The 17,222-nt window shown below is 68.8% G+C and carries 16 protein-coding genes; 2 read left to right on the top strand and 14 right to left on the bottom strand.

Annotated elements, in window-relative coordinates; all coding sequences use genetic code 11:
* From Q0C38_RS02545 to Q0C38_RS02525, 5 genes are read right to left on the bottom strand one after another with little or no spacing between them, the layout of a single operon-like run.
* Positions 1-960 carry an ABC transporter ATP-binding protein gene (locus Q0C38_RS02545; protein WP_291295484.1) on the bottom strand — a complete coding sequence of 320 codons (960 nt, stop codon included), beginning with the start codon at positions 958-960 and terminating at the stop codon, positions 1-3.
* The gene (locus Q0C38_RS02540) at positions 957-1,940 is read right to left on the bottom strand and encodes an ABC transporter ATP-binding protein (protein WP_291295483.1); all 984 of its coding nucleotides are present in this window, start codon (positions 1,938-1,940) and stop codon (positions 957-959) included. The genes Q0C38_RS02545 and Q0C38_RS02540 overlap by 4 nt, the downstream gene beginning before the upstream one ends.
* Entirely contained in the window at positions 1,933-2,793 is an 861-nt protein-coding gene (locus tag Q0C38_RS02535) for an ABC transporter permease (RefSeq protein WP_291295482.1), read from the bottom strand. Before Q0C38_RS02535 ends, Q0C38_RS02540 begins: the two co-directional genes overlap by 8 nt.
* A complete protein-coding gene (locus tag Q0C38_RS02530) occupies positions 2,790-3,725 on the bottom strand; it encodes an ABC transporter permease (RefSeq protein WP_291295481.1) in 936 nt (311 codons plus the stop codon). The genes Q0C38_RS02535 and Q0C38_RS02530 overlap by 4 nt, the downstream gene beginning before the upstream one ends.
* Positions 3,726-3,731: 6 nt before the next feature.
* Entirely contained in the window at positions 3,732-5,300 is a 1,569-nt protein-coding gene (locus Q0C38_RS02525; protein WP_291295480.1) for an ABC transporter substrate-binding protein, read from the bottom strand.
* A 270-nt stretch (positions 5,301-5,570) separates the two neighbouring features.
* On the opposite strand from Q0C38_RS02525, the gene fabI reads away from it, so the two are divergent.
* A complete protein-coding gene (fabI, locus tag Q0C38_RS02520) occupies positions 5,571-6,329 on the top strand; it encodes an enoyl-ACP reductase FabI (protein WP_291295638.1) in 759 nt (252 codons plus the stop codon).
* Between the two features lie 193 nt (positions 6,330-6,522).
* On the opposite strand, the gene Q0C38_RS02515 is transcribed toward fabI, so the two are convergent.
* From Q0C38_RS02515 to Q0C38_RS02485, 7 genes are all read right to left on the bottom strand, one after another.
* On the bottom strand, positions 6,523-7,089 hold the full coding sequence (locus Q0C38_RS02515) for a DUF2243 domain-containing protein (RefSeq protein ID WP_291295479.1): 567 nt from the start codon (positions 7,087-7,089) through the stop codon (positions 6,523-6,525).
* Complete coding sequence (locus Q0C38_RS02510; protein ID WP_291295478.1) at positions 7,086-7,565, bottom strand: hypothetical protein; 480 nt, start codon at positions 7,563-7,565, stop codon at positions 7,086-7,088. Before Q0C38_RS02510 ends, Q0C38_RS02515 begins: the two co-directional genes overlap by 4 nt.
* Positions 7,566-7,860: 295 nt before the next feature.
* Positions 7,861-9,036 carry an amidohydrolase/deacetylase family metallohydrolase gene (locus tag Q0C38_RS02505; protein WP_291295477.1) on the bottom strand — a complete coding sequence of 392 codons (1,176 nt, stop codon included), beginning with the start codon at positions 9,034-9,036 and terminating at the stop codon, positions 7,861-7,863.
* Positions 9,029-10,039, bottom strand: coding sequence for an ABC transporter ATP-binding protein (locus Q0C38_RS02500; protein WP_291295476.1), 1,011 nt, complete (start codon positions 10,037-10,039; stop codon positions 9,029-9,031). The genes Q0C38_RS02505 and Q0C38_RS02500 overlap by 8 nt, the downstream gene beginning before the upstream one ends.
* Positions 10,036-11,010, bottom strand: a complete 975-nt coding sequence (locus Q0C38_RS02495) for an ABC transporter ATP-binding protein (RefSeq protein ID WP_291295475.1) — start codon at positions 11,008-11,010, stop codon at positions 10,036-10,038. The genes Q0C38_RS02500 and Q0C38_RS02495 overlap by 4 nt, the downstream gene beginning before the upstream one ends.
* Positions 11,007-11,840: an ABC transporter permease gene (locus Q0C38_RS02490; RefSeq protein WP_366937230.1), complete on the bottom strand. Its 834-nt coding sequence runs from the start codon at positions 11,838-11,840 to the stop codon at positions 11,007-11,009. Before Q0C38_RS02490 ends, Q0C38_RS02495 begins: the two co-directional genes overlap by 4 nt.
* On the bottom strand, positions 11,830-12,777 hold the full coding sequence (locus tag Q0C38_RS02485) for an ABC transporter permease (protein WP_291295473.1): 948 nt from the start codon (positions 12,775-12,777) through the stop codon (positions 11,830-11,832). The genes Q0C38_RS02490 and Q0C38_RS02485 overlap by 11 nt, the downstream gene beginning before the upstream one ends.
* Positions 12,778-12,819: 42 nt before the next feature.
* Between Q0C38_RS02485 and Q0C38_RS02480 the strand changes: the two genes are divergently transcribed.
* On the top strand, positions 12,820-14,352 hold the full coding sequence (locus Q0C38_RS02480) for a M81 family metallopeptidase (RefSeq protein WP_291295472.1): 1,533 nt from the start codon (positions 12,820-12,822) through the stop codon (positions 14,350-14,352).
* A 12-nt stretch (positions 14,353-14,364) separates the two neighbouring features.
* On the opposite strand, the gene Q0C38_RS02475 is transcribed toward Q0C38_RS02480, so the two are convergent.
* Positions 14,365-15,579, bottom strand: coding sequence for a hypothetical protein (locus Q0C38_RS02475; protein WP_291295471.1), 1,215 nt, complete (start codon positions 15,577-15,579; stop codon positions 14,365-14,367).
* Positions 15,576-17,126 (bottom strand): ABC transporter substrate-binding protein, encoded by a 1,551-nt coding sequence (locus tag Q0C38_RS02470; RefSeq protein WP_291295470.1) that lies wholly within the window; start codon positions 17,124-17,126, stop codon positions 15,576-15,578. The genes Q0C38_RS02475 and Q0C38_RS02470 overlap by 4 nt, the downstream gene beginning before the upstream one ends.
* Positions 17,127-17,222 lie beyond the last annotated feature (96 nt).

The following is a 17,222-nucleotide window of genomic DNA, read 5'->3' as shown; positions in this document are numbered from 1 at the left end:
TCATGCCGCCCAGCATGCGGCCTTGTGGCCTGGCGCCAGTGCGGCCAGGGCCGGTTCCTCTGTCGCGCAGCGTGGCATGGCGATCGGGCAGCGGCTGCGGAAACGACAGCCCGTCGGCAGGTTCGCAGGGTCGGGCGGCTCGCCGAGCGGCGGTGGGCTCGGGTCACGCCGCGTCGGGTCAGGCGTCGGCACGGCCGAGAGCAGCGCGCGGGTATAGGGGTGACGCGGTGCGGCGAACAGCGCATCCCGCTTCGCTTCCTCGACGATGCGCCCGGCATACATCACCGCGATCCTGTCCGCCATGTGCTCGACCACGGCGAGGTTGTGCGAGATGAACAGCATCGCGAGCCGCCGTTCCGCCTGCAGATCCTTCAGCAGGTTCAGGATCTGCGCCTGCACCGACACATCGAGGGCGGAGACGGCCTCGTCGCACACGAGCAGCTCCGGGTTCAGGATCAGCGCGCGGGCGATGCCGATGCGCTGGCGCTGGCCGCCGGAGAACTCGTGGGGAAAGCGCGTGACATGCTCTGGCCTCAGCCCGACGCGGCGGAACATCTCCGCCACCGCCTCGCGCCGCTCCGCGCCTGTGCCGATGGCATGCAGGTCAAGCCCCATGCGCACCGAGCCGCCGACGGTGCGCCTCGGATCAAGTGACGCGTTGGGGTCCTGGAATACGATCTGCATCCGCCGGCGCAGCGCCTTCAGCCCAGCGGCATCGAGTGCAAGGATGTCGTCGCCAGCGAAACGGATCGTTCCAGCATCGGGACGGCGCAGCGCAATCAGCGCGCGCCCGAGGGTCGACTTGCCGCTTCCCGATTCGCCGACCAGGCCGAGCGTCTCGCCGGCATCGAGCGTGAGGTCGACGCCATCGACGGCGCGGACCCATGCCGTCGGGCGTTGCAGGACGCCGCCGCGCACGGGATAGCGAACGGCGATGCCGCGCGCGTCGAGCAGGCTCATGGCGTCGCGAGCCGCCAGCAGCGCGCGGCGTGTGCGGGGGTGACGGCGAGTGCCGGCGGCATCTCGCGGTCACACCGCTCGCCCATCGTGGGGCGATGGTCGCAGCGCGGCGCGAACGCGCAGCCGGGGATGGGGCGCGAGAGATCGGGGATGTTGCCCTCGATCGCCGCCAGCCGCTCGCGCCGCCGCCCAAGCACGGGGGCGGATTGCAGCAGCCCCTGGGTGTAGGGGTGGGCGGGGGCGGCGAAGATGTCACCGACCGGCCCCTGCTCGACGATCCGGCCCGCGTACATCACCGCGACCCGATCGGCGAGCTGCGCGACCACGCCGATATCATGCGTGACGAGGATCAGCGCCGTGCCGAGCGCGCGGCAGCGCTCGCGCAGCAGCGCGAGGATCTGCGCCTGCACCGTCACGTCGAGCGATGTCGTCGGCTCGTCGGCGATCAGCAGGCGGGGCTTCAGCGCGAGTGCGATTGCGATCATCACGCGCTGCGCCTGGCCGCCGGAGAGCTCGTGCGGATAGGCCCGCGCCTTCGCCTCGGCGCCGGGGATGCCCACGGCCTCAAGAAGTGCGATCGCCTCGCGCGCTGCCGCCGCGCGGCTCATGCCGGCATGGCTGATCAGCGGCTCGGCAATCTGGTTGCCGATGCGGATCACGGGGTCGAGGCTGGTGCGCGGCTGCTGGAAGATCATCCCCATGCCGCGGCCGCGGAGCCGCGTGATCGTGCGCGTGTCCATCGCCGTCACGTCATTGCCGTCAAACGTGATGCTGCCGGCAACGAGGCGCCCCGGCGGCTCTACCAGCCGCATGAGCGACAGCGCCAGCACCGTCTTGCCGCAGCCACTCTCGCCGACGAGGCCGAGCACCTCTCCCGAAGCGAGATCGAGATCGACGCCATCGACAGCCCGCAGCGTTCCCGCGCGCGTGACGAAATGCGCGGCGAGACCACGCACCGACAGGAGGGCGGCCTCACGCATCGCGGGGGTCGAGCACGTCGCGCAGCGCGTTGCCGAGCAGGTTGAGGCCGAGGATGGCGGCGAAGATCGCAAGCCCGGGTGCTGCGACGGCCCACCAGGCGGTGAACAGGAAGCTGCGCGCGTTGACCAGCATCGCGCCCCATTCCGGCGCCGGCGGCTGTGCGCCAAGGCCAAGGAAGGAGAGGGCGGCGGCGGCAAGGGCTGCGAGCGGCATCGCATAGCTCGTGTAGACGACCAGCGGCGAGACGATGTTGGGCAGCACCGTGCCGAAGATGATGCCGAGTTCCGAGGCGCCGAGTGCGCGCGCGGCCTCGACATACTCCTCGCGGCGGATGGTCAGGGCAGCACTGCGGACCAGCCGCGCATAGCCGGGGATGTTGCCGATGCCGACCGCGACCATCGCCGTCGTGAGCGAGGGGCCGAGGATGGCGATGACGGCGAGCACGAGCAGGATGGTTGGGAAGGCGAGCAGCACGTCGACGAAGCGCATGATCACCGCATCGGCGATCAGCGGCCCCGCGCCGGAGATGAGGCCGAGCACGGTGCCGATGACGCCGGCGATCACTGTGGTGATCAGGCAGATCAGCACGAAGTACCGCGTGCCGTGGATCAGCCTGCTGGCGAGGTCGCGCCCCACCTCGTCGGTGCCGAGCCAGTGTTCCGCGCTCGGCGGTTCGAGGCGGCGCAGCGTGTCGATCGCCATCGGGTCATGCGGCGCGATCCATGGCGCGAAGGCAGCGCACAGCAGGATGATGGCGATGATCCCGCCGCCGATGCGGGCCGAGCGGTTGTGCCAGAGCCTGTCGAGAACCCAGGCGAGACGGGAGGTTGGCAGCGACGCGGCGGCACTCATGCGCGCGTGTAATCCACGCGCGGATCGATCCACACATAGAGGATGTCGATCGCGAGGTTGATCGCCACATAGCTTCCGGCACTGACGAGGATGATCGCCTGCGTCAGCGCGAAGTCTCGCCACTGGATCGCCTTCACCGCGAGCTCGCCGATGCCGCGCCAGCCGAAGATCACCTCGATGATGAAGGCGCCGCCGAGCAACTGCCCGAACTGGAGCCCGACCACGGTGAGGATGCCGAGCAGCGTGCCGGGCAGCGCATGGCGCATGATCACGGCAGCCTCGCTCATCCCCCGCGCGCGGGCGGCACGGATATGGTCGCGCCGCAGCATCTCGATCATGCCTGACCGCGCGAGGCGCGAGATCGGCGCTGCCTCGATCAGGCCGAGCGTGAGCGCTGGCAGCAGCAGCGCGGCGCCACCGCGCGGCACCACCGGAACGATCTGAAGCCAGACGGCGAACACCAGGATCAGCAGAAGGCCGAAGAAGAACGCGGGCATCGAGATGCCGAGCAGCCCGACCGTCATGGCCGTCACGTCCATCCACGTATCTTTCCGGGCGGCCGCGATGATGCCGGCCGGCACGCCGATTCCGATGCCGATGGCGAGAGCGCTGAGCGTCAGCCAGAGCGTGTTGAGATAGCGGTAGCCGATCTCCTCCGACACCGGCCGGCGCAGGCGGACCGACTCGCCGAGATCGCCGCGCGCCACATCACGCACGTAGTAGCCGAACTGGATGTACCAGGGCCTGTCGAGGTGGAACTTGGCGCGGATCAGCGCCGTCGTCGCCTCGGCTTCCTGGTCGGTGATCTGGCCCTCGTACATCGCCGTCACCGCATCGGTCGGGATCACGGCGCGCACCATGAAGGTAAGCAGCAGGATGCCGATGACGACGGGAATGACGAGCAGGATGCGCCGGGCGATGTAGCCGCCCATGACGGGTCAGGCCCAGTTCGCCATCCTGAGGTCGCCTGGCTTCACGAGGTTGAACGCATCAGGCACGTAGTTCTGCAGCCCCGCTTGCACCACGGTGACGTTGTGGTTGGTCATCAGCGGCACGATCGCGCGGTTCTGCAGCAGCAGCTTCTGCGCCTCCGATACGAACACCTGCCTGCGATCGGGATCGAGCGTCGTCTCGATGCCGGCGAGTGCCTCGTCCAGCCCGTCGAAGCGCGGCAGGGCGCGGCGGTGGCCCGGGTGGCGGAACAGCTGCACCAGAACGAACGGGTCGAAGCTCGTCCAGCGCATGAAGTTCATGTCCCAGCCATCGCGCAGCAGCGAGGGATAGAAACTGCCCCAGTCGGATGTGGTAATCGCGACCTGGATGCCGATATCGGCGAGGTTGCGCTGGATGACGGCGAGCGCGCGGTCGGCCACCGGATTGGCGTAGCTGCGGAGTGCGAAGCGCGCCTCGCGCCCGTCCTTGCTGACCGGGCCGCGGCCCGTGCCGGTCCAGCCGAGCTCGGCGAGGATGGCGCGGGCGCGGGCGGGGTCATGGCCTGTGCCGAATTGCTGCGCCACGGCCTCGTCATAGCCCGGGATGCCGGGCGACATCGGCCCGCGCACCGCGACGGCATAGCCGGCATAGGCAGCCCGCACGATGGAGGCACGGTCGAGCGCGAGGCTCACCGCCTCGCGCATGCGCGGGTCGTCGAAGGGAGGGCGGAAGGCGAATTCGAGGAAGCTCAGGTTCTTGGCGTTCTCGTCGACGACGACGCGGAAGTTCCTGTCGCGCGCCAGCCGCTCGACCGTGTCGGTCTGGAGTTCGGCGGCGGAGAGCTCGCGCGTTTGCAGCGCCGAGAAGGCAACGCCCTCCTCTGGGATGACCGAGAGCGTGATGCGATCGGCGTAGGGGGCGCCCTTGTTCACGGCATCGGCGCGAAGCTGGCGAAAGGTCGGGTTCCGTTCGAGCACGATCTCGCTGCCCGGCGCCCAGCTGACGAACCGGTACGGCCCTGTCCCGACCGGCCGGCGCCCGTATTGCCGGCCAAGGCGTTGCAGTGCCGCCGGCGAATTGATGCCGTAGGCGCCGCCGGCCACGATCGTCATGAACGGTGCGAAGGGGCGCGAGAAGTTGAACCTCACCGTCAGCGGGTCGAGCGCATCGACGCTCTCGAGTGCGGCGATGATCGGGCGGACGGGAGAGGCGCGGGCCGGGTCGAGGATGCTGTCGAAATGGAACTTCACGGCCGCGGCGTCGCAATCGGTTCCATCGTGGAACTTGATGCCGCCGCGCAGCCGGAACGTGATCTGCTTTGCATCGTCGCTGAACGTCCAGCTTTCTGCGAGCCAGGGCTGCGGCTTGCCGTCAGTCCCCTGGTAGACGAGGCGCTCGACCAGGTAGGTGCCGACGACGGTGTTGACGGTGAGCGACACGCTCTGGCCCGACCACAGCATCTCCGGGTCCTCGACCAGGCGGAACCTCAGTTCCTTCGTCGATGCAGCCGCGGGTGTGGCGGAAGCTGCCGCGATCGCTGCGGAAGAGAGGACAAGACCCCGACGGCTCAGCATGAGAGAATCTCCCGGTCGTGATGGGCCCATGGTCTGGCGTTGTCGCCGGGCGTTTGCTGCCCGCGTCGTTGACCACAACACTAACGAAGCGCCGGGTTGATGCAAGCGGCGCGCTGGACCGGCGCCCTCTCCGAACGGACGTTTGACCCGTGCGCGCCAGCCCCCCACGCTGGCGCTCGGCAAGGCGAAGGACACAAGGCGATGAACGACGAGCGACGGCACCATGACCCGCTGCCCCGCGTGTGGGACCCCGATGACCGGATCGGCGACATGCTGAAGGGCCGAAAGGGCCTCATCGTCGGCATCGCGAACGAGCATTCGATCGCCTATGGCTGCGCGGTGAAGCTCAGGGCCTTCGGCGCCGACATCGCCATCACCTACCTCAACGAGAAGGCGGAGCCGCATGTCAGGCCGCTTGCCGAGGCGCTCGACGCGGACCTCATCATGAAGCTCGACGTCTCGCATCCCGGCGATCTCGAGACCGCGTTCGAGACGATCAGGCGACGCTGGGGCAGGCTCGACTTCCTCGTCCACTCGATCGCCTTCGCCCCGCGCGAGGACCTGCACGGCCGCGTGATCGATGTGTCGGCAGAGGGGTTCGCACAGGCGATGCATGTCTCCTGCTGGTCGTTCCTGCGCATGGCAAAGCTCGCCGAGACGCTGATGGGCGAGGGCGGCGTGCTCGTGACGATGAGCTACTACGGCGCGGACAAGGTGGTCGGGAACTACAACGTGATGGGACCGGTGAAGGCGGCGCTCGAGGCCTCGGTGCGCTATGCGGCAAACGAGCTTGGGCCGAAGGGCATCCGCGTGTTTGCCATCTCGCCCGGGCCGCTGAAAACGCGCGCGGCGAGCGGGATCGCGCAGTTCGACGAGCTGATCGAGATGGCGAAGGAGCGTGCCCCGGCCCAGCGCCTGGTCGACATCGCCGAGGTCGGGCGCGTGTGCGCATTCCTCGTCGGTGGCGCGTCATCGGGCATGACGGGCGATACGCTCTATGTCGATGGCGGACTGCACAACGTTGCGTGAGGCTGCCATCACGCGGGAAGCGTGATGCCACGCTGGCGATTGAAGCGCACGGCGCAACCACCGCGAAGCCCCGTCCAGCGGCACGGCTGCAGCCAGCGGCGCTGGCGGACCTGGGCGGAGCGTTCGGCCACGCGCTGACGCGGGGTCCGCACGCCAGCTTCCACCGGCGCGACATCGCGCGTGACAGCATTCGTCACGGCAACCCGCGCTCGAACCGTCCCCGTGATGTGGCGGCAACGACCTCCGCCTGCGCGCACCGCGCCGTCTCCCGCTGACCCCGCCGCAGCAGCAGCGAGCCCGCGACCACCATCACCGCACCCCAGGTGAGAAAGCCCATGTCCCACCAGATCCACTGCTCGTGCGGGGCCAATTCGTTCACGTGGTGGATGCCGAGGACCTGGTGGTTCACGACCCCTTCGACGAGGTTGAACAGCCCGAAGCCCATCAGGATTGAGCCGCCGAGCAGCTTGCCCGACCACCGCAGATGCGTCCCTCCTGCGCTCCGCCACAGGACCAGCAGTCCCAGCACGACGAACGCATAGGTGCTGGCGTGGAAAAGCCCGTCGGCGAGCGTATTGATCTCGAGGTTGCGAATGCTGTCGGCAGGATAGCCCGCGCTGGTCAGCAGGTGGTGCCACTGCAGGATCTGGTGCAGGACGATCCCATCGAAGAAGCCGCCCAGGCCAAGCCCAAGGAGGACGCCAGCCCAGACGAGGCCGGATGACGACGCTGTCGGCGGGGGGGTGACTGACGCCCTCACGACGCGGCCCGCAGCGCGGCATCGGCGCGCGCCTTCCCATTGCGGGACTGCGCTGCCGGGACGGCGGCAAAGTCGCCACGCAGCGCCTTCAGTGCGGTGCGCTCGCGCTCGATTTCCCGCGCGGTGCGAACGCCAATGCGCCGCAGCACCGGCAGCGGCGGGCACCAGCCCTGCAGGGCGTGCTGCAGCAGAAATCCTGTCACGAGGATCGGCAGCGCCAGGAAACGGCGGTCCTCCAGGATGCCGAGCACGGTGCCGCCGAGTGCGAGGGTGGCGGCGTTTGCCTCGAGCACGCGCTCGGTATCCCACTCGCGGTCGAGCTCGACGAGACGACGATCGATCAGTTCCGGATGGTCGGCATGGAACGCGACGCTCTGCGCGATGTCGGCTTCGATCCGGCGGTTGGCCGCATCGGAACTGGCGTCGGTGACGCGGCCGGTTGTTGTCGGCAATCGGGCCATGCGTGCTTCCTCCATCGTTGTCGGGCCTCATCCGACTGCTGCGTCGACTCACCGGCGACCAGGTGACCGTTCCGCTCGCGCACCAAGGGGCCGGAGGGACGCAGCATGGCCATCACCGGCTTCGCCCTGGACGCCCATTCGGGTCCCACCTGGAAGCAGGGCAGCCGATCCTCAGAGGGGTCCTTGCGATGAAGAACCCGGCCTTCCCTCGAAGGTTCCACGCGGAACCGCGCGAAGCACGACCGTCGCACCGGGGGCGACCGAAGCGCATGGGGCACCCGAACGAGATCCAGCGGTGGCCGCGCCTGATTCAGTCCGCTGACAGCGGGCTGCGGTCGCCGTCGATCCAACATCCGCCGACCACCGCGCCAAGCAGGCGGAGCTGCCGATCGGCGCGCAGCTGATGGCCGATCGAGTCGACGAACGTCACAGGCCCGTCGCGAAGCGCCAGGATCGTCGCATCTCCAACGCCGCCATGGACAAGGGTGCCAAGGTCAGGTCGTCCGATCGCGGCGGCGGGCGTCGCCGTGGCGCGACGAACCACCTCCGGCACGGAAAGGCCAAGGGCCAGCATTTTCGACATCGTCACGAGCACGTCGTAGGCCGGGCCGTCGACGCATCCTGAGTGCACGTCGCTCGAGATGACATCGGGGACCAGCCCGAGGTCGAGCATCCGCCGCGCCGTGTCGAAGCCGAAGCTGCCCTGGCCGTGCGCGATGTCGAACACCACGCCCCTGGCCTTCGCCTCGCGCGCGGCATCCCTGACCCTGCCGTCGGGGGTGATCACCGCGTTGCCCTTCGGCGTGCAGCAATGCGTCAGGATATCGCCCGGGCGCAGGGGGGCCAGGATCTCTTCGATCGTCGGTGGCATCTCGGCACCGATATGGACCATCACCGGAACGAACCGGTCCCTGCCGCCGGCCTGTTCCGCAGCACGGATGGCCATGTGCAACGGCGCGGCGCCGAGGATGCCGGTCGAGGAACGACCGACGCGCACCTTCACGCCGACCGTCGCGGGGGCATGGCGCTGCACGGCCCTGGCGCAGGCATCGACGTTCAGCAGCCGAAGATCCTCCGCCTCCGGCATCTCGCACGCGCGGCCGGCCGCCATGATCCCGGCATGGCCGATATTGACGAAGGCGAGGATCCGCGCGGTCGTCGCCGGCGCGACCAGGGTGAACAGCCCCCTGATATTGCCCGCGCCCGCGCTGCCAGGATCGACCGACGTCGTCGTGCCCGAGCGGCGGAGGAGCAGATCGGCATCGACGCTGAGCGGCGTGGCATCGCGATAGACATGGGCATGAAGGTCGATCAGGCCGGGAACGACGAATGCGCCGCCGACACTTCGCGTCTCGCGCGCGCCCGCCGGATCAAGGTCAGGCCCGATCGCGGCCACGCGGCCGTTGGCGAAGGCAATCCCTCCCTTCAGATCGAGGCCGGTTCCGGGATCAAGCACATGCGCATCGGTCAGCAGCAGATCATGCATGGTCGGTCCTCCGCAGCGATGGCGCCGGCGCGCCCTTCGTCACCAGGTGGCAGGCGGCACTGTGCCCGCCGCCGAGATCGACCGATGCCGGCGCCTCCACCCTGCACCGGCCGAAGGCGAGCGGACAGCGCGTGTGGAACCGGCAGCCCGGCGGCGGCGCAAGCGGGTTCGGGACCTCGCCGGCGAGGACGATCCGGGGTCGCCCCCCGGGAACGTGTCGTGGCACGGCGGAGAGGAGCGACTGCGTGTAGGGGTGGTGGGGGCTCGCGAACAGCGCATCCGCCGATGCCGTTTCGACAACTTCGCCGAGATACATGACAGCGACGCGATCGGACAGGTGGCGCACAACGGAAAGGTCATGCGCGATGAAGAGATAGGCGAGGCCCAGCTCGCGCTGGAGCTGCTTGAACAGGTTCACGACCTGCGCCTGCACCGAGACATCGAGGGCCGAAACGGCCTCATCACACACGATGAGGCGCGGCTTCAAGGCGAGCGCCCGTGCGATGCCGAGACGCTGACGCTGCCCGCCCGAGAACTCGTGTGGGTAGCGACGCAGGTGCTCAGGCCGAAGGCCGACCCGCGCGAACAGTTCCTCGGCACGCTCCCGCCGCGTCGTGCGAGTCCCGATCGCGTGGATCTCGAGCGGTTCGGTGACGATCTCCTCCGCCGTATGCCGTGGGTCCAGTGCCCCCGCAGGGTCCTGGAACACCATCTGGATGTCGGCGCGTCGCCGCCGCAGCGCCTGTCCGCTCAGTGCCAGCAGATCCTCGCCATCGAAGAGCAGTGTTCCGCCGGTGGGCGCGATCAGGCGCACGATCAGCCGCGCGACCGTCGACTTGCCGCAGCCGCTCTCCCCGACAAGGCCGAGCGTCTCACCGGGAGCGATCGTGAGATCGACGTTGTCGACGGCGCGCACGACGCCGGATGCGCGGGCGAACGGGTGGCGGCGGACGGTGAAATGCCGCGTCAGCCCGCGCGCGACGAGCAGCGGTGCGTCACTCATGCACGTGCGAGATCGAGATCGCGCCGGCACGCGGTCGCGCGCACGCCGAAACGACGCAAGGGTGGATCGGCCGTCGTGCAGGCAGGCTCGGCGAACCGACAGCGGGGGCCGAAGCGGCAGCCCGGTGGCAGGGCGGAAAGGCTCGGCACCACGCCCTCGATCGCGGGAAGGACGGGCCGCCTGATCTCGATGTCGGGGATGCTGTCGAGCAGGCCGGCGGAATAAGGATGCAGCGGCCTGGCAAACAGCGAGGCGGTCGGTGCCTCCTCGACCATACGGCCGGCATACATGACGAGCACCCGGTCCGCCTGCTCCGCGACGAGGCCGAGATCATGCGTGATGAGCAGCAGCGCCATCCCGAAACGCTCCCGCAGCGACCGCAGCAGGTCCATGATCTGCGCCTGCACCGTCACGTCGAGTGCGGTGGTCGGTTCGTCCGCGATCAGCAACGCCGGGCTGCAGGCGATGGCCATCGCGATCATCGCGCGCTGCCGCATGCCACCGGACATCTGTTGCGGATAGGCGCGCGCGCGCTCGGCAGGGGCGGGGATTCCGACCGTGCCCAGCAGGTCCACCGCGCGTGCGGCGGCGGCGCGCGCCGAGACGTCCTCGTGCCAGCGGATCGCCTCTGCGATCTGGTCACCGATGCGCATGACGGGGTTCAGGCTCGCCATCGGCTCCTGGAACACCATCGCCATGCGGCGGCCGCGGATCCTCCGCATGCTGCGCTCCGGAAGGCCGACGAGTTCCTCGCCGCCGAGCCTGATGCTGCCCTGCGCGATCCGCCCCGGCGCAACGACGAGGCCCATCGCCGCGAGCGCGGTGACGCTCTTGCCGCTGCCCGATTCACCGACGATGCCGAGGAACTCGCCTGGCCCGATGTCGAACGACAGCGCGTCGACAGCAGCGACCGCACCGGCCGTGGTCTCGAACGTCACGGTCAGGTCGCGCACGGCGAGAAGCGCGCTCATGCCTGCGCGACCTGCATCCGCGGATCGAGCACATCGCGCAGCCCGTCGCCGAGCAGGTTGAGCCCGAGCACGGTGATCGAGATGGCGATGCCCGGCATCATCGTGATCCAGGGCGCCTCGCGGATGAAGTTCCTGCCGTCGGCAATCATGTTGCCCCAGGTCGGCGTCGGCGGCGGCGGGCCGACGCCGAGAAAACTCAGGACCGCCTCGGCGAGCACGGCATAGGCGAACACGAAGGTGAGCTGCACGATCAGCGGCGCGGTGCAGTTTGGCAGGATGTGGCGCCGGAGGATGAAAGCATCTCCTGCGCCTGCCACGCGTGCCGCCTGCACGTACTCCGCATCCCGCAGCACCAGCACCTGGGCCCTCACGACACGCGCCGTGCGTGGGGCATAGACGGCGGAGAGTGCGATCACGACATTGACCTCGGATGGCCCGAGTGCGGCAGCGATCGCGATCGCAAGCAGGATGGCGGGGAACGCCATCAGCGCGTCCATGGTCCGCATCAGGGGGCCGTCGAGGGCGCGGAAGTAACCGGCCAGCGCGCCGATCGCCGTGCCCGCGACACCGGCAGCGAGCACGACGAACGTACCGATGCGCAGCGAAACACGAGCGCCGTGGACGAGGCGGCTCAGCACGTCACGACCGATCGCATCAGAGCCGAGCGGGTGGAGCGGGCTGCCAGGCGGCGAGAACCGCGTGCGCATCGACATGCGCGTCGGGCTGATGGGGGTGATCAGCTCCGCGGCCAATGCCATGGCGATGACACACAGCAGCAGCAGCCCGCCGATCACGAGCATCCGGTGTCGCAGCAGCCGATTAATCCGCATAGCGCACCCGCGGATCGAGCCAGGCGTAGAGAAGATCGACGACGAGGTTCACCAGCACCAGCGCCGTCGCGATGAGCATCAGGCCACCCTGGATGACCGGATAGTCACGACGTTGGATCGCATTGACGATCAGGCGCCCCATGCCAGGCAGCGAGAAGACGCTCTCGATGACGACGGTTCCGCTGATCATCAGGCTGAGGATGATGCCCATCACCGTCACGAGTGGGATCAGCGCATTGCCGAGCGCGTGGCGTAGCACGACGAACCAGCCAGGCAGCCCCTTCGCACGCGCCGTACGCACGAAATCCTGGCGCAGGACCTCGAGCATCGCTGACCGCGTCATGCGTGCAAGCAGCCCGACCTGCATCAGTGCCAGCGAAATCGCCGGAAGGGTGAGCGCCACGAGGGCCCCGACCGCGTCTTCGCCGAACGGCACGTAGCCGCCCGTTGGAAACCACCCGAGCGTGACCGCGAACAGGAACACGAACAGCAGGGCCAGCCACAGATTTGGTATCGAGACGCCGAGCACGGCGACCGTCATGCAGATCTGGTCGACCCAGGTGTTCTGACGTACGGCAGCGACCACGCCGAGGCCGACGCCGAACACGAGCGTGAGCACGAGCGCGTAGGCCCCGAGAGCGAGCGTCACCGGCAGCCGTTCGGCGATCGCCTCTGCCACCGGCCGCTGCAGCAGGATCGAACGCCCGAGGTCACCGGACAGCAGGTCGCCGTACCAGTGCACCAATCGCGTCAGGAAAGGGCGATCGAGGCCGAGGGCGACGCGAAGATCGGCGATCTCGGCGTCGGTTGCCGTGGCGCCGGCAATGATGGCGGCAGGGTCGCCCGGCACGAGCGACATGATCGAGAACGAGATCAGCGTGACCAGCAGGATGACCGGCACCGCGCTCACGAGGCGCCACGCGATATAGCCTGCCATCACGTCGCTCCCGAGGCGCCTGCGCCACGCACAACTCTAGACATGGCATTCACCGACCGTCACCCTCGCACGATCATTGTTGCGGTGGTGCACATGCCGACACTCGCGATCGCCCGCGTGCTGCACGAGGGCAACAGCTTCTCCCCGCTCCAGACACCACTCACGGCCTTCACGACCCATGAGTGGCATGAGGGGGCATCGGCCCATGCCGCGTATCGCGGCACCAACACGGAGCTCGGTGGCGCGATCGCCTGGCTCGATGCCAACCCGGACTGGCAACCGGTGTTCCTTCGCTGCACGGGGGCGCCCTCGTCCGGCGTGCTAGCCCCGGGGGTCTTCGATGCCATCGTTGCCGGCATCACCGACGGGCTCGCCGCCAGGAGGTTCGATGCGGTCTACCTCTCGCTGCACGGCTCACTGAACGCCGCCGAGTATCCGGAGGCCGACTTCGAGCTTCTGCGGCGCGTGCGGGCGGCGATCGGCGACACCGTGCTCGCGGCCAGCTTCGACCTGCACGCGAATGTTCGCCAGGAGGAGGCCGACCTCCTTGACGTCGCCGTTGGCTACAAGTGCCACCCGCATACCGACATGCCCGAGACGGCGATCAAGGCGCTCGGACTGATGGCGCGATGCGTGCGCAAGGAAATCCGCCCGGTGTCTCGCCTGGTCAAGACAGGCGCGATCCTGCCAAGCCTGTTCGCGCGCACGACCGATGGGCCAATGGCGGAGGTCAAGCGCATCGCCGCCGCGATCGAGGCGCGCGCGGGGCTGCTCGATCTCACGCCCTACCAGGGCTACGCCTATGCCGACAACATCGCCGCCGGCGCAACGGCCTGGGCGACGGCCGACGGTGACGCGGCGGCCGCCCAAGGTGCCGCGGAGGAACTTGCGGCGGTCATGAACGCGCATCGCGACGGGCTGTTCCGTGACCTGCCCTCCGCATCCGAGGGGATCGCATCCGCGCTCGCCCGGATCGCGGCGGGAGAAGGGCCGGTCGCCGTGGTCGATTCGGCCGACCACACGGGTGCGGGCGGCATCGGTGATACGCCGGGGCTGCTCGCCGCGCTCGTCGCCGCGAAGCCGAGCGTGCCGAGTGCCTTTGCCTTCTTCCACGATCCGGCGCTGGTTGCGCGTGCGAACGAGGCTGGGCCCGGGGCCCGGCTTGACGTGAGCTTCGGTGGAAGGCTGACGGCGCTGTTCGGCCCTCCGGTCCGCGCGACCGTCACCGTCGGGCATCTCTCCGATGGCCGCTTCCGCAATGTCGGGCCGGTCTATGGCGGACTGGACGTCGACCTCGAAGGCTGCGCGCGGCTCGATTTCGTCGATCTGCCGATCCAGGTTCTGGTCACGGGCCGGTGCGCCGACACGACCGACCCTGACTACTGGCGCGTCGGCGGCCTCGACCTTGCCGCGATCAGCCTCGTTGCCGCCAAGGCCAAGAACCAGTTCCGCGCCTGCTTCGGCGGGCATTTCAGGCACATGATCGACATCGACAGCCCCGGTCCTGCCGCCTACGATTTCAGCCGTTTTCCGTTCCGCCATGCCGCGCGATCGCTGTTCCCGTTGTCGCGATGAGCCGCGCCGATGTCAGCCGAGCCAGCGTTCGATCGCGCGCTGGGCCAGATCGCCACCCGGAATGAACTCCGCCGTGGCACCCTCGCGGCCGGGTTCCTCGGCAAGGATGGCCTTGATCCGCGCGACGATATGGTCGAGCTCGGCATCGGTGATCCGGCGAACATCGAGCAGCAGGTAGCCGCGATCGGCGTGCAGGCTGCGGAGGACGATCTTGGGCCTGCCCTCGGCAAGCGCCTGGCCAAGCCTGAAAGCGGACACGCCGGCGACAGCCGGATCAAGATGCAGCATCAGCCGCGAGAACGGGTTCCCCGCGGGATCCGCCTCGCGCTCGAGCCTCAGGCCGTGCAGGCCTGACAGGAGGCCCGCCGCACGGTCAAGCCGCGTCGCCTCGGCCGAGGCGCGCGCGGCATGATCGGTCGATGCCCAGAGGTCCAAGGCGGCAATCGCCCCGGCAACCGATTCCTTGCCGGCCTTCATCGGCCTGCCGATCCCGCGCTCCTGCGCCATGCAGGCGCGGATGAAGTCACGCGGGCCGGCGATGATGCCCGCCGTGGTTCCAGCAGGCGCCTTCTGCGCGCTGACGACGATCGCCGTCGCGCCGGCGGCGAGCATGCCCGACCAGTCATATTCCGCAGCCGCATCGACCATGACCGGCACGCCCTTCTCCCGGGCGATCGCGCAGAACCGCCGCAGCGGCAGCAGCCCGCTCTGCACCGTGTGGTGCGACAGCACGTACATCGCGCAGGCGACGGGCCCCTCGAGTGCCGCCTCGAGCTGGAAGCCGCTGCACGCCGTCGCCGTGCCGATCTCGCGCACGCGCGCCCCGGTCATGCGGATCATCTGGGAGACAGACGCGCCGTAGTTGACCTCATGGCCCTTCATCAACACGACGGTGTCCTTCATGCCCGTCGTGTCCGGCAGCGCCTCGACCTTCGCGAGACTCGTTCCCGTCATTGCCGCGGCAACGGTGACGGCGATTCCCGCCGCCGAGCAGCCGGTGACGAAGCCGGCCTCGGCACCCGTGGCGGCGGCGATGGTCCTGCTCGCGGCACGCTGCAGTTCCGTCATCTCGATCCACTCGGGCAGGACGGCGGCGACCGCCGCCACGACAGAGGGATCCGCACGGCTCGCGCCATGCACCGTCTCGGTGCCGGACGCATTGATCACGTGGCGTATGCCGAACCGCGTGAACAGGTCGGCCGGCGACGCCGGCAATGCGTCGCTCATGCCGCGAACCACGTGTTCCAGAGCCGCGCCGTGCGGAACGGGACGAAGTTCTCGACCCTGACGGAAAGGATCTGTGAATGCCCGTAGTCGCCGACCTTGATCGTCGACACCTGGTCGGCGATGCGCTCCTGGGCGCTGAACCAGGCCGCGAGCCTCGCCTCGGCCGTTGGCTCGTCCTCCATCTGCCTGGCGAGTGCATTCAGCGTATCGTCACGAACATGCATCGACGGGTTCGGGCCGATCATTCCGCCGATCGCAAGCGTCGGCTCGCCGAGCCACGGACCCGTGCCGAGGCGACCCGGCAGCAGGTGCCATCCCGCCGGCCGTGCGCGGGCCGAGACGATCGCCGGCCAGTCCATCGACTGGATGCGGATGTCCATCCCGACGCCCTTCAGCTGCTCGGCCATGACGAGCGCATGCGAGGCATGCCAGTCGAAGTTGGACGCCGACATGATGGTGATCGGCTGGCCGCGGTAGCCGCCCTCCTGGAGGAGGCGCCTCGCCATGGCCTGGTCGTTGAGATTGTACCAGCGCTTGCCATGCTCCGCCGGGAACGTCGGATAGCCGGGATACTGGAGCGCATGGTTGAGCGCGAAATTGCCTTCCGTCGAGGCTTCCATGATCTCGCGCATGTTGAGCGCGACCTGTACGGCCCTGCGCACCTCGAGCCTGTCGAACGGAGCGTTGGCGTGATTGACCGTCACGAGTTGCATGCCGGCGGGCATGATGTTGACGTGGCGGAGCCGGGGGTTTCGTCGCAGCGTCGGCACGACGAGATCCGGCACCCATTCCGCCATGTGGATCTCGCCCGCTTCGAGCGCCGCCACCATCGCCGAGCTCTCCGGGATGATCCGGAAGTTGATGACGTCGAACAGCGCGTCCTTCGCGCCGGCGTAGCCGTCACGCGGCGCGTCGCTCCGGGAACGGTAGCCGTCGAAGCGCGCGAGCCTCGCGTGGCTGTCGGGCCGGTACTCGGCCAGCCGATACGGGCCGGTACCGATGATCTCGATGCGGTTCGCGTCCTTCGCCGCCTCCTCCGCCGGAATGATCGCGACGATCACTTCCGGTTGGCTGAAGAAGTTCATGAAGAGCGGCTGGGGCACCTTGAGGCGAACCACCACCGTCATCGGATCGGGAGCCAGGACCTCGGCGATGTTCTCGAGATAGCGGCGGCGCACGCTCATTCGAATGTAGCGTTCGATCGACGCCTTGGCGTCGGCCGAGGTCATCGCCTTGCCATTGTGGAAGGTGATGCCCGACCGGAGCCGGAAGGTGTAGCTGAGCCCGTCAGGCGCGACCGACCATGACTCCGCCAGCATCGGCGCCGGCTCGAGCTTCTCGTTCCTGGTGACGAGCGGCTCGTAGATGTGGAGGTTCACGACGCGCCCGACGTCATCGGTCGTGGCCATCACGTCGAGCGACGGGATGCCCGTCGGCAGTCCGACCGTGATGGTGCCGCCGCGGCGGGGCGCGGCCTGCGCGTGGGCGGGGCCAGCGGCCAGGATCGACAACGCTCCCGCCCCGGCCAGAAGTGTGCGTCGTTCCATTGGCGTAGCTCCTGTGTCCGACTTCGGGGGAAGGCTATGGGCGCCGGCAGCTCGTTTCAAGGTCGTGATGCTTCCGAACAGGATGGGAGTTGCCGC

It is taken from the genome of Elioraea sp., assembly GCF_022842375.1.
GTDB lineage: Bacteria > Pseudomonadota > Alphaproteobacteria > Acetobacterales > Acetobacteraceae > Elioraea_A.
Note: the sequence above shows the minus strand (reverse complement) of the source record. Positions and strands in the feature narration are given on the sequence as shown.